General features: G+C 61.5%; 18 protein-coding genes. 8 read left to right on the top strand and 10 right to left on the bottom strand.

Annotation, left to right across the window (positions count from 1 at the left end; genetic code table 11):
- The first annotated feature begins 137 nt into the window (after positions 1-137).
- The 3 genes from BLU46_RS21975 to BLU46_RS21965 are packed head-to-tail and all read left to right on the top strand — an operon-like array spanning position 138 to position 4,312.
- Complete coding sequence (locus BLU46_RS21975) at positions 138-2,507, top strand: fimbria/pilus outer membrane usher protein (RefSeq protein WP_063027290.1); 2,370 nt, start codon at positions 138-140, stop codon at positions 2,505-2,507.
- Between the two features lie 11 nt (positions 2,508-2,518).
- Entirely contained in the window at positions 2,519-3,646 is a 1,128-nt protein-coding gene (locus BLU46_RS21970) for a DUF1120 domain-containing protein (protein ID WP_063027288.1), read from the top strand.
- Between the two features lie 15 nt (positions 3,647-3,661).
- Positions 3,662-4,312, top strand: a complete 651-nt coding sequence (locus tag BLU46_RS21965; protein ID WP_093205371.1) for a DUF1120 domain-containing protein — start codon at positions 3,662-3,664, stop codon at positions 4,310-4,312.
- Here BLU46_RS21965 and BLU46_RS21960 read toward each other — a convergent pair.
- Together BLU46_RS21960 and BLU46_RS21955 are read right to left on the bottom strand one after the other, a co-directional pair.
- Positions 4,309-5,589: a CynX/NimT family MFS transporter gene (locus BLU46_RS21960; RefSeq protein ID WP_063027285.1), complete on the bottom strand. Its 1,281-nt coding sequence runs from the start codon at positions 5,587-5,589 to the stop codon at positions 4,309-4,311. The genes BLU46_RS21965 and BLU46_RS21960 overlap by 4 nt on opposite strands.
- Positions 5,579-6,238 (bottom strand): FadR/GntR family transcriptional regulator, encoded by a 660-nt coding sequence (locus BLU46_RS21955; protein ID WP_063027283.1) that lies wholly within the window; start codon positions 6,236-6,238, stop codon positions 5,579-5,581. Before BLU46_RS21955 ends, BLU46_RS21960 begins: the two co-directional genes overlap by 11 nt.
- A gap of 159 nt (positions 6,239-6,397) precedes the next feature.
- Here BLU46_RS21955 and BLU46_RS21950 point away from each other — a divergent pair, with 159 nt between their 5' ends.
- Together BLU46_RS21950 and BLU46_RS21945 are read left to right on the top strand one after the other, a co-directional pair.
- Positions 6,398-6,709 (top strand): type II toxin-antitoxin system MqsR family toxin, encoded by a 312-nt coding sequence (locus BLU46_RS21950; protein WP_093205366.1) that lies wholly within the window; start codon positions 6,398-6,400, stop codon positions 6,707-6,709.
- Positions 6,706-7,188, top strand: a complete 483-nt coding sequence (locus BLU46_RS21945) for a type II toxin-antitoxin system MqsA family antitoxin (RefSeq protein WP_093205360.1) — start codon at positions 6,706-6,708, stop codon at positions 7,186-7,188. The genes BLU46_RS21950 and BLU46_RS21945 overlap by 4 nt, the downstream gene beginning before the upstream one ends.
- A 54-nt stretch (positions 7,189-7,242) precedes the next feature.
- Here the strand turns inward: BLU46_RS21945 and BLU46_RS21940 are convergent, their stop codons facing one another.
- From BLU46_RS21940 to BLU46_RS21925, 4 genes are all read right to left on the bottom strand, one after another.
- The gene (locus BLU46_RS21940; RefSeq protein WP_003171943.1) at positions 7,243-8,007 is read right to left on the bottom strand and encodes an amino acid ABC transporter ATP-binding protein; all 765 of its coding nucleotides are present in this window, start codon (positions 8,005-8,007) and stop codon (positions 7,243-7,245) included.
- Positions 8,008-8,017: 10 nt separating this feature from the next.
- Positions 8,018-9,115: an amino acid ABC transporter permease gene (locus tag BLU46_RS21935; protein WP_003216325.1), complete on the bottom strand. Its 1,098-nt coding sequence runs from the start codon at positions 9,113-9,115 to the stop codon at positions 8,018-8,020.
- A 10-nt stretch (positions 9,116-9,125) separates the two neighbouring features.
- Positions 9,126-10,307 (bottom strand): amino acid ABC transporter permease, encoded by a 1,182-nt coding sequence (locus tag BLU46_RS21930; RefSeq protein WP_063027279.1) that lies wholly within the window; start codon positions 10,305-10,307, stop codon positions 9,126-9,128.
- Positions 10,308-10,379: 72 nt separating this feature from the next.
- A complete protein-coding gene (locus BLU46_RS21925) occupies positions 10,380-11,411 on the bottom strand; it encodes an amino acid ABC transporter substrate-binding protein (protein WP_010170392.1) in 1,032 nt (343 codons plus the stop codon).
- Positions 11,412-11,758: 347 nt separating this feature from the next.
- On the opposite strand from BLU46_RS21925, the gene BLU46_RS21920 reads away from it, so the two are divergent.
- The 3 genes from BLU46_RS21920 (at position 11,759) to BLU46_RS21910 (ending at position 15,311) form a co-directional block, all read left to right on the top strand.
- On the top strand, positions 11,759-12,415 hold the full coding sequence (locus tag BLU46_RS21920) for an alpha/beta hydrolase (RefSeq protein ID WP_063027277.1): 657 nt from the start codon (positions 11,759-11,761) through the stop codon (positions 12,413-12,415).
- Between the two features lie 96 nt (positions 12,416-12,511).
- Positions 12,512-13,999, top strand: coding sequence for an ATP-dependent RNA helicase RhlB (gene rhlB, locus BLU46_RS21915; RefSeq protein WP_032899430.1), 1,488 nt, complete (start codon positions 12,512-12,514; stop codon positions 13,997-13,999).
- 175 nt (positions 14,000-14,174) lie between these two features.
- The gene (locus BLU46_RS21910) at positions 14,175-15,311 is read left to right on the top strand and encodes an NAD(P)/FAD-dependent oxidoreductase (RefSeq protein ID WP_093205355.1); all 1,137 of its coding nucleotides are present in this window, start codon (positions 14,175-14,177) and stop codon (positions 15,309-15,311) included.
- 59 nt (positions 15,312-15,370) lie between these two features.
- Here BLU46_RS21910 and moaE read toward each other — a convergent pair whose 3' ends face one another.
- The 4 genes from moaE to BLU46_RS21890 form a co-directional block, all read right to left on the bottom strand.
- Positions 15,371-15,820: a molybdopterin synthase catalytic subunit MoaE gene (gene moaE, locus BLU46_RS21905; protein ID WP_093205351.1), complete on the bottom strand. Its 450-nt coding sequence runs from the start codon at positions 15,818-15,820 to the stop codon at positions 15,371-15,373.
- A gap of 2 nt (positions 15,821-15,822) precedes the next feature.
- Positions 15,823-16,065: a molybdopterin converting factor subunit 1 gene (gene moaD, locus BLU46_RS21900; RefSeq protein ID WP_093205346.1), complete on the bottom strand. Its 243-nt coding sequence runs from the start codon at positions 16,063-16,065 to the stop codon at positions 15,823-15,825.
- Complete coding sequence (moaC, locus tag BLU46_RS21895) at positions 16,062-16,535, bottom strand: cyclic pyranopterin monophosphate synthase MoaC (RefSeq protein ID WP_017480021.1); 474 nt, start codon at positions 16,533-16,535, stop codon at positions 16,062-16,064. The genes moaD and moaC overlap by 4 nt, the downstream gene beginning before the upstream one ends.
- Before the next feature lie 127 nt (positions 16,536-16,662).
- Positions 16,663-20,397 (bottom strand): autotransporter domain-containing protein, encoded by a 3,735-nt coding sequence (locus tag BLU46_RS21890; RefSeq protein ID WP_093205341.1) that lies wholly within the window; start codon positions 20,395-20,397, stop codon positions 16,663-16,665.
- Between the last annotated feature and the right edge of the window lie 174 nt (positions 20,398-20,571).

The following is a 20,571-nucleotide window of genomic DNA, read 5'->3' as shown; positions in this document are numbered from 1 at the left end:
GTGACAGCCCTGTGACTGTCACCGGGGAGCCCGCCAACCGTTGCCGGCTTCCATAACCTGAGTGCCTTTACGTGAACACAGTAACCACTGACCCGGCTGGCGAAGCCGTGCCCGACTGTCCTTTACGCACCGCCCGGATGCGGGCCGCGCTGCCACTGACCATGGCGTTGCTGTCGGCCGATGCCTGGGCCGATGCCTTCGACGCGCAAACCCTGCACCAGCGCGGTATCGACCCGGAACTGGCCTACCTGTTGTTGGACGCACCGCGCTATACCAGCGGCCGCCACGCCGTGAGCCTGACGGTGAACGGCCAGCGCCGTGGCCGCCTTGATGTGCGGTTCGACAGCCAGGGCGCGCTGTGCTTTGACCGCCCGTTGCTGGATGCCGCCGACCTGGTGATACCGGCGCCGCTGGGCGACAGCACCTGCCATGACTTCCTTGGCGAATACCCGCAAACCGTGGTGGAGCAAGACCCCGCCAGCCTGAGCGTGAGCCTGATGGTGCCCACCGATGCCCTGCGCCCACGCCAACGTGAGCTGTCCGGTTATGAAACCGGAGGATTCGCCGGCTTGCTCAACTACGACCTCACCGGTTTGTACAACCGCTATGGCGACGACGCCAGTCGCTTCGGCTCGGCCAATACCGAAGTGGGGTTCAACGCGGGCGACTGGATCGTGCGCAGCCGCCAGGTACAGACCTGGCAAGACGCCCGGTCCCGCAGTACCCACCTGGAAGCCTATGCCCAGCGCACCTTCGCCGAGCAGCAGGCGGTGTTGCAGGCCGGGCAGATCAACCTCTACAACCCGGTGCTGTCATCCGCACAGATCACCGGCATGCAGCTGTTTACCGAACAAGCCCTGCAGGACCAGGAACAGGGCTCGACCATCAGCGGCATCGCCAACAGCCCGGCCCAGGTGGAGGTGCGCCAGAACGGCGCGCTGATTCACTCCACGGTGGTGCCGGCCGGGCCGTTTTCCCTCACGGATGTACGGCGCCTGAACACGCGCTCAGACGTTGAAGTGACGGTCAAGGAAAGCACCGGCGAAGAACGGCGCTTCACCGTACCGGCGGCGATGCTCGGCATCGGCCTGCCAGCGCCGGGTTACTCGTTGGGGACAGGCCGGGTGCGCAATATCGGCGATACACGGGGCGACGACCCATGGGTGATCAGCGGCGGCTGGAGCGGCGCCTTGAACCCGCGCCTGAGCCTGGGGGCCGGCGTGCTTGCCGCCGAAGACTACCGTGCCACGGGTGCCAGCCTCGGCCTGTTGCCATGGACAGACGGCCAGGTACAACTGTCGACTCAGATAGCCGATGCCCAACGCTTGGGCGAACGTGGCGTACAGACCGACCTGAGCCTGTCCCAGCGCCTGGGCCTGCAATGGTCGATCACCGCCGGCGCCTCCCACCGCACCATGGGCTACCGGGAGCTGGAAGACGCCGCCTACTACGATTCACGGGACGACGAAGGCCGACGCACCCGCTATCGCGACCAGCAGAGCCTGGCCCTGGGCTGGGCCCATCCGTGGCTGGGCGCCTTCAATGCCGGCCTGTCGCGCACCACCACGTTCAACGGCGAAAACAGCAGCCGCGCCCTGGCCTCTTGGGGCACCAGCGTGCGCGGTGTGTCGCTGTCGGCCAGTGCCGAATGGCAGGTCAGCGGCCGGCAGAATAACGAGAACGCGGTGTACCTGAACCTGAGCGTGCCACTGGGCGAGAACCGCCGCGGTCGCTCCTGGGTGCGCAACTCCGGTGGCGAGCACCGCATCGGCCTGGGGGTGAACGAGCAGGTCAACGATCAACTCAGTTATCGAGTCAGCGCCGAGCACGACAGCCGCGACCAACAAGTGGAATCCACCCTCGGCGTGTCCTATCTGCCGCGCTATGCACAACTGGACATGAACTACAGCCGCTCGGACGCCGAACGCTCCAGCTACCAGGGCGGTCTGCGCGGTGCGGTGGTGGCCCACAGCGGTGGCGTGACCTTCTCGCCTTACCCGGTGCGCGACACCTTTGCGCTGGTGTCTGTCGGCGAGATGGCCGGGGTCAAGCTCACCACGCCCAGCGGCCCGGTGTGGACCGACTTCCAGGGCCAGGCGGTGGTACCGCAAGTGTCCGCCTACGGGCGCAGCCCCGTGGAAGTACAAACCCAGTCGCTGCCGCGCAATGCCGATATCAGCAACGGCCTGGCCGTCATCAGCGCCGGACGCGGTGCGGTGGATCGCGTGGAGTTCGGCGTGGCCCTGACCCGTCGCGCCTTGCTCACGGTGACCACCGACCACGGTACGCCACTGCCCCGTGGCGCCACCGTGAGTACCGCCGATGGCGAGTTCGTGACCCTGGTGCAGGAAGGCAGCCAGGTGTTCTTGCCGAACGTGCTGGATCCCCGTCGCCTGTGGGTCAAGGCACCCGGCATGAGCCGCTGTGAACTGCACGTTGAACTCGCGGAAAAAGCCGACCCGCAGGTGTATTTCGAAACCGCCCCGGCGCGTTGTGTGACGCCATGAGGAAGAGTGTGATGAAGCGAATGTTACTGCTGGGATTGGCCCTGGGCGCCATCGTCCAGGCCCGGGCGCACGCCGATGAATGCCAACTGACCCTAAGCCAGTCGCGCCTGGATTTCGGCGTGATGAATCGTGCCGTGCAGCGCAACCCCGGCGCAGAAATTGTGCTGGGGGAGCGCCGCCTGAGCCTCAACCTGAACTGCCCGACACCCACCGATATGCACGTGTTCTACCGGGCCCTGGCCGCGACCGCCGAGCGCTACCGCTTTACCGAGCGTGGCAGCTACCGCGTGCACATCAGCGATGCGGTACTCGACGGCCAGGCGGTTGAACTGGGGTTGACCGGTGGGCAAGGCCAGGCGCCCAGCGCCAGGGGCAGGACGCTCGACTGGCGACCCGACCAGGCCATCGTGCCGTTGCGCGACGGCGCGCCGACCACCGGCAGCAGCTTTTCGGCGCAACTGCAGGTCAATGCCTGGGCGCAGGCCGACGCCACGCAAGTACGCGACGCGGTGACCTGGGAAGCCACCGGGTTGATCGACGCCGTCGCCACCGGCCGCGCCCGGGAGCTGTCGGTGCAAGCCGGTTTCGCCCCGGCGGCCTGTGAAACCACTCTGTCCAACGGCGGCATCATCGACTTTGGCCGTATGTGGGCCAAGAGCCTGAACGCCGACAAGGAAACCGGCCTGGCCTCCCGCAGCCTGCTGCTGAGTATCGGCTGCGACGGTCCGACTCACTTTGCCTTGCGCATGCACGACAACCGTAAAGGCTCGGCCACCGGCGGCACCGATGAAACTGCCTACGGCCTGGGCGTCGATGACAGCCGCAATAAGATCGGCCGCTACTTTCTCTACTTCGACCCCTTCGACCTGCGCGCCGACGCCCTGCCCCAGGTGTACCGCACCGACTCCACCACCGGTGGCGCGGCCTGGAGCAGCTCCAGCGCCTACCCCATTCCCATCGGCAGCAGCAGTTTGCTCGGCTTTACCGCTATACCCGGCAGCAATGCCGGCCCCACCGCGATCCAGAACCTGAGCGGGCAGGTCAGCGTTCGCGCCGTTCTGTCGCCCATGAACAGCCTGGACCTGCGGACGGAAGTACTGCTCGACGGTTCGGGCACGATTGAAATCATCTACCTCTGATCAAGGAGTATGGTCATGAACCTACGCCAGCTTTCTCTCGCAACACTTGCCCTGCTGACCCTCAGCGCCGGCGCCAAGGCGGCCTCCAGTGTCGAACTCGGCATCACCGGCCTGCTCACCCCCAGCGCCTGCACACCAGCGCTGTCGAGCAAAGGGCTGATCGACTACGGCAAGATTTCCCAACAGGAGTTGAACACTGATCGCGGCAAACGCCTGCCGGTGCGCTACCTGAGCGTGACCATCAACTGTGAGGCAGCGACCCGTTACGCCCTGCGCATGAGCGACAACCGCGACGGCACCGCCAACGTCAACAGCGAAATCTACTACGGGCTGGGCCTGGACCCGAGTGGCAACAAGATCGGCTTGTACTCACTGACCTTCGACCCCAAGCAGACCGTGATCGACAGCCTGCCGGAGGTTTACGGCACCGAGTCCACCAGCGGCGGGATCGCCTGGCGCACCGCCAACAGCAACCCGATCGACATCGGTTCGCGCAGCTTTCTCGGCTTTACCGACACCGTCGGCAGCACCAGCGGACCGACGGCCTTCCAGACCCTGAGCAGCCTGGTCAGGGTCGATACGGTGATCGCTGCCAAGATCAATCTCGACCTCAGCAGCGACGTGCATATCGATGGTTCCAGCACTATGGAAGTGCTGTACCTCTAGACCTTCTCGCTGGTCACGGCGACATACCGCGCACGCCCGGCGCCCAACCCCGCGATGATCGCGCCCAGGCCGATCACCGCGAAAATCCAGCCGGTGGCGTTCCAGCCGCCGGTCCAGTCATGCACCAACCCGACCGCGAACGGCCCCATGGACGCCAGGGTGTAGCCGATCCCCTGGGCCATGCTCGACAGGTTGGCGGCTACATGGGCGTCCCGTGAACGCAGCACGATCAAGGTCAGCGCCAGGCTGAAGGTGCCGCCCTGGCCCAGTCCCAGCAGAATCGCCCAGCCCCACAAGCCGTCCAACGGTGCATACAGGCAACCGAACAGGCCGCCCAGGGTCAGCACCATCACCACCACGATGGCCAGACGCTGGTCCTTGCCGCGGGTGGCCAACCAGGGCGCGGCCAAGGAACTGGCCAACTGCACAATCACCGAACCGGAAAGCACCAGGCCCGCCTGGGTGGCGGTCAGACCACGGCCGATCAGGATCGACGGCAACCAGCCAAACACAATGTAGGCCAGAGAGGATTGCAGGCCCATGTACAGGGTCACCTGCCAGGCCAGCGGATCACGCAACAAGCCCTTCACGCGATAGGCCACCTGGTGCGCGCCGTGTTTCTGGCCAACTTGTGGCAACCAGAACAACGCCGCGACCAACGCCGGAAGAATCCAGAACCCCAGGCCAATGTTCCAACTGTCACCAAAGTAATGACTCAGCGGCACGGTAGAACCCGCCGCCAGCGCTGCACCCAGGCACAGGGCCATGGTGTACACGCCGGTCATGGTGCCGGCCTGTTTGGCGAAATCGCGTTTGACGATACCGGGCAACAGCACCCCGATGATGCCGATACTCGCGCCCGCCAGCAGGCTCCCGGCGAACAGCCCGACCTCACCCAATGAGCTGCGCAGGATGATGCCGCCGGCCAGGGTCAGCAGAATGCCCAGCACCACCCGCTCGGCGCCAAAACGCCGGGCCAGGATCGGAGCCAACGGTGCGAACAGACCCAGGCACAACACCGGTAGCGTCGTCAGCAACCCGGCCTTGGCAGCCGAAAGCCCCAGGCTATGGGAGACCTCAGCGAGCAGCGGCGCCATGCTCGACAACGCGGGGCGCAGGTTCAGCGCCACCAGGATCAGGCCCAGCAGCAACAGCCACGGACGGCTCACCACCGGCGGGCTGTGCTGGACCTCATCGTCATCGGCTTCGGCGTCGATCAGCAATTCTTCAAGGGCATTTTCTGAACGGGGCATGGTGGTCTCGGGTTCAAGGTTCATTGATCAACTGCCGGGACAGGGCCTTGGCGCGTTCCGGGTCCTGTTGTTCCACGGCATCGAGCAAGGCGCCGTGCAGGTCGAACACCGCTTGCCGGCGCGGCTGGATGTTCAGGGTCTGGCGCAGTTGCGCGCCGACGATGCTGGAGAAGTACTGGTACAGCTCGCTCAAGGCCGGGTTGTGGGCCGCGTCCACCAGGCGTTTGTGGAACACCAGGTCGCAGCTGATGTAGTGCTCAAGATCACCTTGGTAATGGTCGCCGCTGGCTTTGAGCGCCGCACGCAAAGCGACCAGGTCTTCATCAGTGCGGCGCAACGCGGCCAAGCCGACTGCCTCGACTTCAAGAATCTGCCGCGTCTCCTGGGCCTGGGCCAAAGTGCAGTGGGACATGGCTTTCATCGCGCCCAGAGGGTCGGTCATGGAGCGCAGGTAGCTGCCGTCACCCTGGCGGATCTCGATCAATCCGGAAAACGCCAATACGCGCATGGCTTCGCGCACGGTGTTGCGGCTGATCCCCAGCTCGGCAGACAACTCGGGCTCGGTGGGCAGGCGCTCGCCGATGGCCCATACGCCTTGGGTAATGCGCTGGCGCAACTGGTCCAGGGCTTGATCGACGAGGGAGCGTTTGATCAGGGGGGCGATGTCTGTCATGGGTTTCGTCCTTTCATCCAATCATAGGATGAATTTTCCCACAGCCTATTCGGAGTTGCCTACAAAGGCAACGCACTAGGGTTCTTGAGGAGGCAAAGGAGCAGTATTTTCGATTGGTAAAATTACCCTCAGAGGGTAATTATTGGACTCAGGTGTCTTATGGAAAAGTACACACCTCATTACGATCTGGCGGTGATAAAGGCGGATGTCAGGCGGCTTGGAAAGAAAGCATTTACTCAAAGCGCACGCCGTTGCGGCGAGGATCTTGATTTAAGCATCGAACAAATGCAGGCGGTCATTTTGGAGTTGAAAAACACGATGTTGTACAAGTCGATGACCACTCATGACGACCATCGAGTTTGGCAAGATGTGTATCACATCCACTCACATGATCTGGAGATCTACATCAAGGTGACCTACCGCACGGATGGTAAACCTCCGGTGATCTCCTTCAAGGAGAAAAATCCATGAAAACAGAGCAATGCTTCAGCTGCGGCAGGCATGACGGAATGCATCACTTTTCAGGACGTAGCGAAACATCGGAAGTCAAAGGTTTGCATCGCCGTATAGACGATCTGTCTGGATGGGAGTGCCAGGCATGTGGAGAGGTGATCCTGGACCCCGAAGACGCGGAACGCTATTCAGACCACTGCGATGAAATCGTTCACAGTTTCAGGCAGATGGTCGGCACCGAGATAAAGCGCATACGCCGCAAACTGCACCTTTCACAAAAAGAAACGGTACAACTGCTATCGGGTGGCGGCCACAACGCCTTATCTCGTTACGAGCGCGGTGAGGTATTGCCCCCCAAATCCCTGGTAGTCCTGATGCGTTTGCTTGAGCGTCACCCCCACTTGCTGGTCGAAGCAAAAATCCTGAGTGAAGGCGCAGATCTTCGCAATTCCGTGCATACGGTACATAAAGAGCACGAGATCCTGACGACAACTTGATTGATGGCAAAAATAAACCCGGCACCAGGCCGGGTTTATTTATTCAAACACCCATCAATGCAGAATCTGGCTCAAGAACAACTTGGTCCGATCATTCTGCGGGTTGTCGAAGAAGTCATTCGGCGCCGCCTGTTCAACGATCTCGCCCTTGTCCATGAAGATCACGCGGTTGGCCACGGTGCGTGCAAAGCCCATTTCGTGGGTGACGCAGAGCATGGTCATGCCGTCTTCCGCCAGGCCGATCATGGTGTCCAGCACCTCTTTCACCATCTCTGGATCGAGCGCCGACGTCGGTTCATCGAACAGCATGATTTTTGGCTTCATGCACAGCGCACGGGCAATCGCCACGCGCTGTTGCTGGCCGCCGGACAACTGCCCCGGAAACTTGTGGGCCTGTTCCGGAATACGCACGCGCTCAAGGTAGTGCATGGCAATTTCTTCAGCCTTGCGCTTGGGCATCTTGCGCACCCACATCGGTGCCAACGTGCAGTTCTGCAGGATGGTCAGGTGCGGGAACAAGTTGAAGTGCTGGAACACCATGCCGACTTCACGACGGATCGCTTCGATCTGCTTGAGGTCGTTGGTCAGTTCCACGCCATCGACCACGATGCGGCCCTGCTGGTGCTCTTCCAGACGGTTGAGGCAGCGGATGGTGGTGGACTTGCCGGAACCCGACGGGCCGCACAGTACGATACGCTCGCCCTGCTTGACGTTCAGGTTGATGTCTTTCAACACGTGGAACTGGCCGTACCACTTGTTGACGCCCTGCATCTGAATAATGCCTTCAGGGCTCACAGGCTGTTTGATCGCTTCACTCATCACAACACTCCTAACGCTTGTGGCCTGTGTCCAGCTTGTGTTCCAAATGAATGGAATAGCGGGACATACCAAAACAGAAAATCCAGAACACCAGGGCTGCGAATACGTAGCCTTCAGTGGCCATGCCCAACCATTTCGGGTCGGCGGCGGCTTGCTTGACGCTGTTGAGCAGGTCGAACAGGCCGATGATGATCACAAGGCTGGTGTCCTTGAACAACGCGATAAACGTGTTGACGATGCCCGGGATCACCATCTTCAGCGCCTGGGGCAAAATCACCAGGCCCATGCTGCGCCAGTAACCCAGGCCCATCGCGGCCGCGGCCTCGTATTGGCCCTTGGGAATCGCCTGCAAGCCACCGCGCACCACTTCGGCCACGTAGGCCGACTGGAACAGGATCACGCCGATCAACGCCCGCAGCAATTTGTCGATGCCCATGCCTTCCGGCAGGAACAGCGGCAACATTACCGACGACATGAACAGCACCGTGATCAACGGCACGCCGCGCCAGAACTCGATGAAGGTCACGCAGACCACACGAATCGCCGGCATGTTCGAACGCCGACCCAGCGCCAGCACGATGCCCAGGGGCAAGGCCCCGGCAATACCGACGGTGGCGATCACCAGGGTCAGCATCAAGCCGCCCCATTGGCTGGTGGCCACGTTGGTCATGCCGAAGATCCCGCCGTGCAGCAGGAAGTAGGCAACGATCGGGTACACCACCAAAAAGCTCAGGCCGTAGACCGCCTTGCGCGTGAAGCGCGAGATGAACAACGGCGCCACGCCCACGATGGCCAGCCACACGGTCAGGTCGACGCGCCAGCGCAGGTCGCCGGGATAGTAGCCGTACATGAACTGCCCGAAGCGCTGTTGGATAAACACCCAGCAGGCGCCCTCCTTGGTGCAGTCGGCGCGGGTGGTACCCACCCAGTTTGCATCGAGGATCGCCCAGTGCAGGATCGGCGGCACAACCAGGTAGATCAGGTAGAACGCCAGCAATGTCAGCAGGGTGTTGAGCCAGCTGGAAAACAGGTTGGCGCGCATCCATGCCATCGGCCCGAACACTTTGTTCGGTGGCGGCATATCAGGTTTGAAAGTATGCGTACTCATGCAGGTTTCCTCACCGCTCGATCAGCGCAATGCGCTTGTTGTACCAGTTCATCAGCAGGGAAATGCTGATGCTGATCGCCAGGTACACGCTCATGGTGATGGCAATAACCTCGATGGCCTGGCCGGTCTGGTTGAGCACCGTGCCGGCAAACAGCGAAACCATTTCCGGGTAACCGATACCGGCGGCCAGTGACGAGTTTTTCGCCAGGTTCAGGTATTGGCTGGTCAGCGGCGGGATGATCACGCGCAGGGCTTGCGGGATGATCACTTTGCGCAGGGTCGGACCGTTGCGCAGCCCGAGGGAACGCGCCGCTTCGGTCTGGCCATGGCTGACGGACTTGATGCCTGAACGCACGATCTCGGCGATAAACGCCGCGGTATACACGGTCAGGGCCAGGGTCAGCGCCAGCAACTCGGGAATCAGCACCCAGCCGCCGACGAAGTTGAAGCCTTGCAGCTTGGGCATTTCCCAGTGCAGCGGCGCGCCGAAAACCAGTGCGCACAGTGTAGGGATCACCACCAACAGGGCCAGGCCGGCCCAGAACTTGTGGAACGGAACCCCGGTGGCTTCAAAGCGTTTGTTGGCCCAACGGGCCATCAACACAATGGCGATGATCGCCACCACCACGCTGATCACAAACGGCCAGAAACCGTCCGCCACCAACGCGGCGGGCATGTTCAGGCCACGGCTGCTGACAAAGAAGGTGTCGCCAAAGTTGTGGCTGTTACGCGGCCCCGGCATCGTCAGGAATACCGCGAAGTACCAGAACAGGATTTGCAGCAGCGGCGGAATGTTGCGGAATACCTCCACATACACGGTCGCCAGCTTGTTGATCATCCAGTTGGGCGACAAGCGCGCCACACCGATGATGAACCCGAGGATGGTCGCCAGGACCACACCGATCACGGTCACCAGCAGAGTGTTGAGCAGACCGATCACAAAGACCCGGGCATAGCTGTCCGATTCGGTGTAGTCGATCAGGTGCTGAGCGATGCCGAAGCCGGCACTGCGCTCAAGAAAGTCGAAACCCGAGGTAATGCCCCGGTGTTGAAGGTTGGTTTGCGTGTTGTTGAACAGGTACCAGCCCAACGAGACCACCGCCACAATCGTGATGATCTGGAATAGCCACGCACGCACTTTTGGATCACTGAAGCTGAGCTTCTGTTTTGGTGCGCCGATTTGATTTTGCATTAAGTGCCCCAGAAATAATGGAACAGAACATCACCCGGCGGTTGGCCCACCGGGTGATAGAACCATCAGCGATCAGCGCACAGGTGGTGCGTATTGAATGCCACCGTTGGTCCACAGTGCGTTCAGGCCACGATCGATTTCCAGAGGAGTGCTCTTGCCGAGGTTTTTCTCGAACACTTCGCCGTAGTTACCGACCTGCTTGACGATCTGTACGACCCAGTCTTTCTTCACTTTCAGGTCTTTGCCGTATTCGCCGTCAGCACCCAGCAGACGGGCAACGTCCGGGTTCTTGGTGGACTTGGCTTCAGCTTCGACGTTTTTGGAGGTGATACCGGCTTCTTCAGCGTTGAGCATGGCGTAGCCAACCCAGCGCACGATGGCCAGCCACTCGTCGTCGCCGTTACGCACGACAGGGCCCAGTGGTTCTTTGGAAATGGTTTCCGGCAGAACCACGTAGTCTTTCGGCGAAGCCAGCTTGCTGCGCTGTGCGTAGAGCTGGGACTTATCGGAGGTCAGTACGTCGCAACGACCGGATTCCAGCGACTTGGCGCTTTCATCGGAGGTGTCGAACGTGATCGGGGTGTACTTCAGGTTGTTGGCGCGGAAGTAGTCGGAAACGTTCAGCTCAGTGGTGGTACCGGCCTGGATGCAGATGGTTGCACCGTCCAGTTCCTTGGCACTTTTAACGCCCAGCTTGTTGTTCACCAGGAAGCCAACACCGTCGTAGTAGGTGATGAAACCCGGGAATTTCAGACCCATGCCGGCATCGCGGGAGCTGGTCATGGTGGTGTTACGCGACAGGATGTCGACTTCGCCAGACTGAAGCGCGGTGAAACGCTCCTTGGCATTCAACTGGCTGAATTTGACCTTGGTTGCGTCGCCGAATACGGCAGCGGCAACAGCACGGCATACGTCAGCGTCGATCCCGAGGATCTTGCCGCTGGCGTCCGGCACCGAGAAGCCTGGCAGACCGTCGCTCACGCCACACTGCACAAAGCCTTTCTTCTGCACGGCATCCAGCGTGGCGCCAGCCTGGGCGAAACCACTGACACCCAATACGGCAGCCGCGGTCACGATGGCCAGGGTGGATTTCAATACCTTCATTCAAACCTCCAGTTTTGCTCTTGTTGTGTCGGAGCTAGAACCCCACCGCACCCTTATGAGGCGACATCGACCCGTGTTGGCTTTTTTTGGGGTCAAACAGCATGAGGTTTTTGCTTTAAGTCCAGTTGCTATCCCCCGGGCGTCAGTCACTGATAGTGTTACCGCCTGGGGTGAGCCTTGACATCGGGTTTCACATAGCAAGCCCCGTACCAGACTGGTGGCTGAGTGGTTTCGGCCCATGGTCAAGAGCAAAAGATTCAACCTTGCGACATTCTCTTAACAGATCAACCCGTCGCGCACCGTTCCGACGCACTCAATCGGAGCGCACGCACACATATGGAGCAGACATGACCGAACCCTTGATTCTTCAGCCCGCCAAGCCCGCAGACGCCTGCGTAATCTGGTTGCATGGCCTGGGTGCCGATCGCTACGACTTCCTGCCGGTGGCTGAAGCCCTGCAGGAAAAACTCCTGTCGACGCGCTTTGTCCTGCCCCAGGCGCCGACACGCCCGGTGACCATCAATGGCGGCTACGAGATGCCGAGCTGGTACGACATCAAGGCCATGAGCCCGGCACGCTCGATCAGCGTTGAGGAACTGGAAGCCTCGGCAAAAATGGTCACTGACCTGATCAAGGAACAAAAAAGCAGCGGGATAGACGCCTCGCGGATTTTCCTCGCCGGTTTTTCCCAGGGTGGCGCCGTGGTGTTCCACACCGCTTTCCTGAAATGGCAGGGCGCATTGGGTGGCGTAATTGCCCTCTCCACCTACGCTCCCACCTTTGGCGACGAACTTGAATTGTCGGCCAGCCAGCAACGGATTCCGGTGCTGTGCCTGCACGGCCAATACGATGACGTGGTGCAGAACGCCATGGGTCGCAGCGCCTATGAGCATTTGAAGTCGCGCGGTGTCACCGCCACATGGCAGGAATACCCAATGGGCCACGAAGTGTTACCCCAGGAGATACAGGATATCGGTGATTGGTTGGCCGCCCGTCTGGGCTGAAAACTACCCATTGTGTAGCCGCATGACCAACGCACTACGCCGCGCCCGATTCTTGCATTACACTGGCCGGCGTACATTCCTTAACCAATTGATGAGATGACCGTGCTCAAAGCACTCAAGAAGATGTTCGGTAAAAGCGAGGCTGAGCAGCTCGCGCCAGGTTCCAGTGCCCCCGCCCATGTTCAAGGCAGCCGCAATGACGGCCAGCAGCCTGGCCGGACCGCACCTGTAGCCTCGCCAAAAAAAGAGCCGGTGACCACACCCGCCACGGTTAACGTCGCTGAAGAACCAGCCGCCGACCAACCACGCCAGGAGCCACGCCAGGAAAAGCCGCGCCGTGAACGCGCGCCCAAACCTGTGGTTATTCCCTGGAAACTGGAAGACTTCGCTGTCGAACCCCAGGAAGGCAAAACCCGCTTTCATGATTTCAAGCTCGCCCCGGAACTGATGCACGCCATCCAGGACCTGGGTTTCCCGTATTGCACGCCGATCCAGGCGCAAGTGCTGGGCTTCACCCTCGCCGGCAAAGACGCCATCGGTCGCGCCCAGACCGGTACCGGCAAGACCGCCGCCTTCCTGATCTCGATCATCACCCAGTTGCTGCAAACCCCGCCGCCGAAAGAGCGCTATATGGGTGAGCCGCGCGCACTGATCATCGCCCCGACCCGGGAGCTGGTGGTACAGATCGCCAAGGACGCCGCCGACCTGACCAAATACACCGGCCTCAACGTGATGACGTTTGTCGGTGGCATGGACTTCGACAAGCAGCTCAAGCACCTGGAAGCGCGCCACTGCGACATCCTGGTGGCCACACCGGGCCGCTTGCTGGACTTCAACCAGCGGGGCGACGTGCACCTGGACATGGTCGAAGTGATGGTGCTGGACGAAGCCGACCGCATGCTCGACATGGGTTTCATCCCACAAGTGCGTCAGATCATTCGCCAGACCCCGCCGAAAAACGAACGCCAGACCCTGCTGTTCTCCGCGACCTTCACCGAAGACGTGATGAACCTCGCCAAGCAGTGGACCACCGACCCGTCCATCGTCGAGATCGAGGCACTCAACGTTGCCAGCGAGAACGTCGAACAGCACATCTATGCCGTGGCCGGTGCCGACAAATACAAGCTGCTCTACAACCTGGTCAACGACAACGGTTGGGAGCGGGTCATGGTGTTTGCCAACCGCAAGGACGAAGTGCGCCGCATCGAAGAACGCCTGGTACGTGATGGGGTGAATGCCGCGCAACTGTCCGGCGACGTGCCGCAGCACAAGCGCATCAAGACCCTGGAAGGTTTCCGCGAAGGCAAGATTCGCGTGCTGGTGGCCACCGACGTGGCCGGGCGCGGGATTCACATCGACGGCATCAGCCACGTGATCAACTTCACCCTGCCGGAAGTGCCGGATGACTACGTGCACCGGATTGGCCGTACCGGCCGTGCCGGTGCTGCGGGGGTGTCCATCAGCTTTGCCGGTGAAGACGATTCGTATCAGTTGCCGTCGATCGAAACCTTGCTGGGCCGCAAGATCAGCTGCGAAACGCCGCCGACGCATTTGTTGCGCCCTGTAGAGCGCAAACGCCCTTAAGCCGGAATGCGCTAAAAAATGTGGGAGCGAGCCTGTTTGGGAGCTGGCTTGCCTGCGATAGCATCACCTCGGTGTAACTGACATACCGAGGTGCCTGCATCGCGGGCAAGCCCGGCTCCCACGCAAGCCCGCTCCCACATTTGGTTTCTGCGCTTTCAAATTCCAGGAGGAACACATGAACCAGGCCGACTACCTCATCATCGGCGGTGGCATCGCTGGCGCATCCGCCGGCTACTGGCTGTCACACCATGCCCGCGTCATCGTGCTGGAGCGCGAGTCGATGCCGGGTTACCACTCCACCGGCCGCTCCGCCGCCCTGTACATCGCCGCCTATGGCACGCCCCAGGTTCGCGCACTGACGCTGGGCAGCCGCGCCTTCTTCGATAACCCGCCAGCAGGCTTTGCCGAACACCCGCTGCTCACCCCTCGCGGTGAATTGCTGGTGGACTTGATCGGCGATCCCGATGAGTTGCAGCGCCACTACCTGAGCGCCAAAGCCCTGGTGCCGGAAACGCGACTGCTCGACGTCGAGGAGTCGATGGCCATGATGCCGATCCTGCGCCGGGAAAAAGTCCATGGCGGGATCTACGACCCGACCGTCTGCGACATCGATACCGATGCGCTCTATCAGGGCTACTTACGTGGAATTCGGCGCAATGGCGGTGAGATCCACACCGACAGCGACGTGCAGAAACTGACCCGTGACGCTCAAGGACTGTGGCAGGTGCGCACCGCACAACAGCACTTCAGCGCCCCGGTGCTCATCAACGCTGCCGGTGCCTGGGCCGATCACATCGGCGAGTTAGCCGGCGCTCAGAAAATCGGCCTGCAACCCAAACGCCGCAGCGCGTTCGTCTTCGCCCCGCCTGCCGAGCTGAACATCCATGCATGGCCGGAGCTGGCCGCCCTCGACGGCTCGTTCTATATGAAACCCGACGCCGGCATGTTCCTCGGCTCACCGGCCAATGCCGACCCGGTAGAGCCCCACGATGTGCAACCGGAAGAGCTGGACATTGCCACGGGCATCTATCACATCGAAGAAGCCACCACCCTGAGCATCCGCCGGCCTGCGCGGACCTGGGCCGGGTTGCGCAGTTTCGTCAGCGATGGTGATCTGGTCTGCGGGTTCGATCCACAAGTGGAGGGCCTGTTCTGGATTGCGGCTCAGGGCGGCTACGGGATCCAGACGTCTCCGGCGATGGGCCAAGCCAGTGCGGCGCTGGTGCGCGGGAAGCCGTTGCCGGATGCATTGGCGGCGTTCGGGTTGAGCGAAGCGATGCTGTCGCCCCACCGGCTGCAAGCCTCGACCTAACCCCTGTGGCGAGGGAGCTTGCTCCCTCGCCACAGCAAGCTCCCTCACCACACGTGTCGTTATTTCCAGCGATCAGCGGCAGTGTGATCGCTGTCGCGCCCTTCCACCCAGCGCGGCCCTTCACTGGTGTTCTCCTTCTTCCAGAACGGCGCCCGCGTCTTCAGGTAGTCCATCACAAAGGCACAGGCATCGAACGCCGCCTGGCGATGGGCACTGGCCACCGCCACGAACACGATCGGTTCACCCGGCTCCAGGGCGCCGATGCGATGCAGCACTTCCAGCTTGAGCAGCGGCCAGCGTTGCTCCGCCTCTACGGCAATTTTGCCGAGGGCTTTTTCAGTCATGCCCGGGTAGTGTTCGAGGAACATCCCCGCCACATCCAGGCCATCATTGAAGTCACGCACATAGCCGACAAAACTCACCACCGCCCCCACGCCCGCATTGGCCGCATGCATCGCATTGACCTCGGCACCGGGATCAAACGCCTCGGCCTGCACCCGAATCGCCATGGTCAGCCTCCGGTCACTGGAGGGAAGAATGCCACTTCGTCGCCATCAACGAGCGGCTCATCCAGCGAACACAGCTCTTCGTTACGGGCGCACATCAAGCCGGTTTCGTTGAGCACTTCAAAGCCGGGGTCGCCGGCCAAGGCCTGGCGCACGGAGTCGATCGTGGCGAATTCGCCTTCAACCTCCAGCGAGTCCAGGTCCACGGCTTCACGGTAGCGCGCAAAAAACAGTACGTTGATGCTCATGCCTGGTCCGCCTTGAAATGCCCGCTCTTGCCGCCGAGTTTTTCCAGCAGACGAATGGTTTCGATGGTCATGCCACGGTCCACGGCCTTGCACATGTCGTAGATCGTCAGGGCGGCGACGCTGGCCGCAGTCAACGCTTCCATCTCCACGCCGGTCTGGCCGGAGAGTTTGCAGCGGGCGATGATGTGCACCGCGTCCAGGCCATCGGCGCTGAGTTCAACCTTGACCCCGGTGAGCATCAGCGGGTGGCACAAGGGAATCAGGTCACTGGTTTTTTTCGCGGCCTGGATCCCGGCGATGCGGGCCACGGCGAACACGTCGCCCTTGGGGTGGGCGCCGTCGACAATCATTTTCAGGGTCTCGGGCAACATGCGCACCCGCGCTTCAGCCACGGCTTCACGGAACGTCACGGCTTTTTCAGTGACGTCGACCATGTGGGCGCGACCTTGGGAATCGAGATGAGTCAGCACAGGGATACTCCTGATCAGGAGCGGCAATTGTAAACCTGTGAGTCAATTTTGCGCAGGGCTGTTTATCCCATGAATAAAGGGGCGCACTGATCCCTCAGTACGCCCCCTCACAGGCAACGACGCGGAGTTAGAAGCGGAAGGTAAATCCGGCATTGATCCCGTTGTTATTGCCCCGGTTGGACAGCAGACCGCTGTAGCTCAAGGACACCAGCGTGTCCTTGGTCAAGGCCATCTCCGCACTGGCCTTGATGACGGCCCCATCACGGGCCACCGGCACGCTGTTGACGGCAAACGCAGTGTCGCTGCCGGCAAACTTCAGCGAGGCCTCACGGTCGGTATCGCCCAACTGATGCTCCCAGCCCAGTTCACCGCGCAACGTCACGGCCGAGGTCGAGCTGACCGGCAATTGGGTATGCGCACGCAGACCCAACGTCGAGAGCGTGGCGTCCTGGCTTTGCTTGCTGGCATGCAAGGCCGCGGCGCCGCCTTTCTCTTTGAACGAATTGCTTTGGTAGTTCAGGTAAGTCAGGTTGGCAAAGGGCTCGACAAACGCCCATTGGGTGTAGCCGATTTCGCCGAACACCTGATCGGTGCGAGCACTGTAGTCGGCCTTGTCGTAGTCCGACTGGTTGGCGTAAGCCACTCGCCGCGAGCTGTCTATACGGTGCCAGGTGGTGGCGCCGCCCAAGCGCAGAGCGACGGCCTCGAAGCGTTTACCGCCGTAGACCGACAGGTGATAGTTGTCGCTGTCTGCCGACGCCGAGGCGTCGCCATTGAGGTGACTCTGGGTGTAGCCGGTCGCTGCGCCCAAACGCCAGCCGTCGCCGACCTCGGTGTCCAGGCCGAGCAGCACACCGCTGGTGGACGAGGAGTAGCCACTGGCGTTGTTGTCACCGCTGACGTTATCGCGACCGCCCAGCAGTTGCACCCAGCCGCCGTTGTCGCTGGCCTGGATCTGTGCACTGGAATCCAGTGCCTGAGCCTGTTGCAGACGGCCGTTGACGGCTTCGCGAATGTAACGACTGTCGGCCATTTGCGCCGCCGCCACATCCGAGTGCAGTTGCCCCGAGAGTTGCTTGAACGCGTCCCGCGCCTGGGCCGCCGAATCTGACGCCAGCAGGCTTTCATACACGGGGCTGCCGTTGCCCAAGGTCTCTACTGCCGTGGCCACGGCGCGTTCGTTGCGGGTTTGCGCGACGCTGGCAAAGGTTGTCTGGTTGCGCTCCACCGCAAGGCTCAGCAGGTTCGGCTGATAATTCAGCTGGGTGCCAATAAACAGGTAATTGGGCGAGATCGCCGCAAATTGGCCATTGATGCCTTGGCTGGCGCTGAGGATGCTGTACTGCTGGCCCAGCAGGCTGCGGGCTTCGGTGGCGGACAGCAGATTGGCGCTGTTCTCCAGAGAAACGGTGACCACACCGCCATTGAGGGTGGCGGCGCCGCTGCTCTGAATCTGATCGCTTCGCCCGTTCGGGCCCACTTCTACGGCGTACACCGAGCCCGAGTTGAAGGTCACGTCGCCCGTGTGCAGCGTGCCGATGGAATGCCCCGGCGCCACGCGGCCACCGCTGTTGACGGTCAAGGCGCCCACCGTGCCGTTGCCGGCCAGTGTGCCGCCCTGCGTGGTGGTCACACCGTTATCTGCGTTCACCGTGCCCATCGCGCTGCCATCCACCGTCACGGCCGAGGTCAACGCGCCGTCCACCGACAGCTTGCCGCCACGGACCCAGGTGCTGCCCGAATAGGTGTTCTGGCCTTCCAGCACCAGTTCACCGTCTCCGGACTTGGCCAGGCTGCCGACGTAGGTGCTGCCGGTGAGCAGGTCCTTGCCGCGTGCCAACGTCGCCTGCTCCCGCGCGCTGCCGATTTCGTATTGAAACTGATCGTCCGCCGACGCATTAGCGGGCAAGCCGTTGAGCCAGCCTTTTTGCTGTCTGGTGGCGGTCCAGGTCGCCTGTTCGGTGGCATCTTCCAAGCGACGGGCGCGGATTGCCTCGTCGGAAATCGGGTTAGCCCAGATATCCCGAGTACCGGTGGGCAATGCCACCGCCACCGAGCCGAGGAACTGCCCCGGCCCCTGCATGGCTTTTTGCAGGTTGGGCAAACCCCAGCCGCTGACCACGCCGGGCACTTGCGGCGTACCCGGCGCAGCATCGTGCACCGGTTGCAGGTTGTCGTAGGTGCGGCCACCGGTCTGGTCCCCCACTGGCGTGTCCGGACCGTCCGGCGCCTGCAAGCTGGAGGTGGTGAGCAACACATCGCGGGCCTGGCTGGCGGTCATGTAGGGGAAGCGTTGGATCACCAGAGCCAGGGCACCGGAAACGCTCGGCGCGGCGGCGGATGTGCCGTTGGCATTGGGGATAATTTCACCTTCGGGCCCAGTGGATGGAATCCCCGAAACGCCCATCACGCACCACCACTTCGAGGTGCCGCAGCGGTTGTACACCTGGGCGCTGGTCTCGTCGTAACCGGTGATCGAAAGGAATTTGGCTTCGATGTCGGGCTTGAAAAACGGCAGGTTGGCGTTGGTGTCCGGGTTGGCCCCGTGGCTGTCGTTACCTGCCGAGATGATCTGAATAAACGTGTTTTGCCGCGCTGCGTCGGCCATCGCGTCCATCCAGGTTTTCTGCCCGGCGTGGGCCTTGTCCCAAAACGGGCGATAAGCGGCGGTCATGTCGCGCAAGTTGTCCGCCGCACTGTCGCCGACATTGCCGAAGTGGTTCTCTACGTCGTTGCGAGAGTTTTGTCCCCAGCTCTGGTTGACGATCGACACATTCTTTGCAGCCAGGGCGTTGTAGCTGGCCATGAAGGCGTTGTAGTCGAGGTCATTGGAACCCTGGAAACGGTTGTCATCGGTGCCGCCGGTATTGGCCACAAAGATGTTCGCGTCAAAGGCAATGCCATGCATGCCCGTGCCGTTGCGACTGGCGCCCAATACTCCGGACATTTCCGTGCCGTGACCGTCGTTGATGGTCGGGTCGTACTCGCCGGAAATACTGAAGTGCTCGCCCTTTTGAAACTCGCCATCCGGGGTGTCGTGGAGATAGCGTGGATGGGTGGCGTAGTACTCACCGGTGGACGTCACCGCCTGCACCCGATCCTGGCCCTGGGCGTTCTTGCCCTGGAACTCGAAATGCTCGGTGAGGATGCCCGAGTCCAGCACACCGACATTCACGCCCTTGCCGGTCATGCCCAAGGCATAGGAGTAATACGCATTGGTGCGGTCCAGGCCGGAGTTGACCTGGGCTTCCGGGGTCTTCCAGGTTTGCGCGTTGGCGCTCCAGTCACGTGTAGCGCCCGCCCAGGATTGACCGGCATTCAGTTGCCCGTTGAGGTTGCTGCTGACGCCCGGTTCTACATAGACATAGGGCTTGGCGGCGGGCAGATGGGCGATGATGGCCTTGGAAAAATCCAGGATATCGGTGGTGTAACGGCCGCTGTTGCTGAACAACCGGCTGCGGTAATAGTCCAGGCGCGAGGCATAGTCCAGCGGCCGTTTGGTGTCGCCGAGCATCGCACCAATCGTCAGGTTTTCCGGCTGCAGTTCGTAGTATTGCTTGAGGGCCGAATCGAACTTGTCGGACTGCGCGGCAAAGTCCTTGGCCGCGAGGTCAACGATGTCCGCGTAGGCAAACCGCAGGTTCTTGTAGACATCGGTGTTGGGGCCAAACGAAGCAACCGCGTTCCTGAAGGCCGACTCCAGCACCTGAGCCGTGTAAGGGTTGCTGTCATCCGCCCGGGCCATGGGACCCTGGCCCAGCCATAGCGCCAATCCGAGTGCGATGGGTGTGAGGGGTATCGATTTGAAACCTGCAGTGCCTTTGCGCTGAGGCAAAGTAGAGCCATTACCTGCTACGTCCATGTTCCTTTCCCTTTAGATAAGTGCGTCGTCAATGAGCGATGTATCGGGCTTTTTGTAATAGGCAGGGTCACGCTGAAACCAGTAAGAGGGTCTCCAATGCGTCGTCGAATTGATGAGACGGTTGTCCGACGGAGCCGAGCGTCGTTTTTATTCTGTTTTTTGTGCCGGCCAAAA

It is taken from the genome of Pseudomonas yamanorum, assembly GCF_900105735.1.
In the GTDB taxonomy this organism is placed as follows: Bacteria; Pseudomonadota; Gammaproteobacteria; order Pseudomonadales; family Pseudomonadaceae; genus Aquipseudomonas; species Aquipseudomonas yamanorum.
This window is presented reverse-complemented; position numbering and strand designations above follow the sequence as displayed.

Coding starts and splice junctions, on each gene's coding strand:
- moaD (WP_093205346.1), bottom strand. CDS start 16,065: ATGAGCATCAACGTACTGTTTTTTGCGCGCTACCGTGAAGCCGTGGAC.
- BLU46_RS21975 (WP_063027290.1), top strand. CDS start 138: ATGCGGGCCGCGCTGCCACTGACCATGGCGTTGCTGTCGGCCGATGCC.
- BLU46_RS21965 (WP_093205371.1), top strand. CDS start 3,662: ATGAACCTACGCCAGCTTTCTCTCGCAACACTTGCCCTGCTGACCCTC.
- BLU46_RS21955 (WP_063027283.1), bottom strand. CDS start 6,238: ATGACAGACATCGCCCCCCTGATCAAACGCTCCCTCGTCGATCAAGCC.
- moaE (WP_093205351.1), bottom strand. CDS start 15,820: ATGGCGATTCGGGTGCAGGCCGAGGCGTTTGATCCCGGTGCCGAGGTC.
- BLU46_RS21920 (WP_063027277.1), top strand. CDS start 11,759: ATGACCGAACCCTTGATTCTTCAGCCCGCCAAGCCCGCAGACGCCTGC.
- BLU46_RS21940 (WP_003171943.1), bottom strand. CDS start 8,007: ATGAGTGAAGCGATCAAACAGCCTGTGAGCCCTGAAGGCATTATTCAG.
- BLU46_RS21935 (WP_003216325.1), bottom strand. CDS start 9,115: ATGAGTACGCATACTTTCAAACCTGATATGCCGCCACCGAACAAAGTG.
- BLU46_RS21910 (WP_093205355.1), top strand. CDS start 14,175: ATGAACCAGGCCGACTACCTCATCATCGGCGGTGGCATCGCTGGCGCA.
- BLU46_RS21950 (WP_093205366.1), top strand. CDS start 6,398: ATGGAAAAGTACACACCTCATTACGATCTGGCGGTGATAAAGGCGGAT.
- BLU46_RS21925 (WP_010170392.1), bottom strand. CDS start 11,411: ATGAAGGTATTGAAATCCACCCTGGCCATCGTGACCGCGGCTGCCGTA.
- BLU46_RS21890 (WP_093205341.1), bottom strand. CDS start 20,397: ATGGACGTAGCAGGTAATGGCTCTACTTTGCCTCAGCGCAAAGGCACT.
- BLU46_RS21970 (WP_063027288.1), top strand. CDS start 2,519: ATGAAGCGAATGTTACTGCTGGGATTGGCCCTGGGCGCCATCGTCCAG.
- BLU46_RS21960 (WP_063027285.1), bottom strand. CDS start 5,589: ATGAACCTTGAACCCGAGACCACCATGCCCCGTTCAGAAAATGCCCTT.
- rhlB (WP_032899430.1), top strand. CDS start 12,512: ATGACCGTGCTCAAAGCACTCAAGAAGATGTTCGGTAAAAGCGAGGCT.
- BLU46_RS21945 (WP_093205360.1), top strand. CDS start 6,706: ATGAAAACAGAGCAATGCTTCAGCTGCGGCAGGCATGACGGAATGCAT.
- BLU46_RS21930 (WP_063027279.1), bottom strand. CDS start 10,307: ATGCAAAATCAAATCGGCGCACCAAAACAGAAGCTCAGCTTCAGTGAT.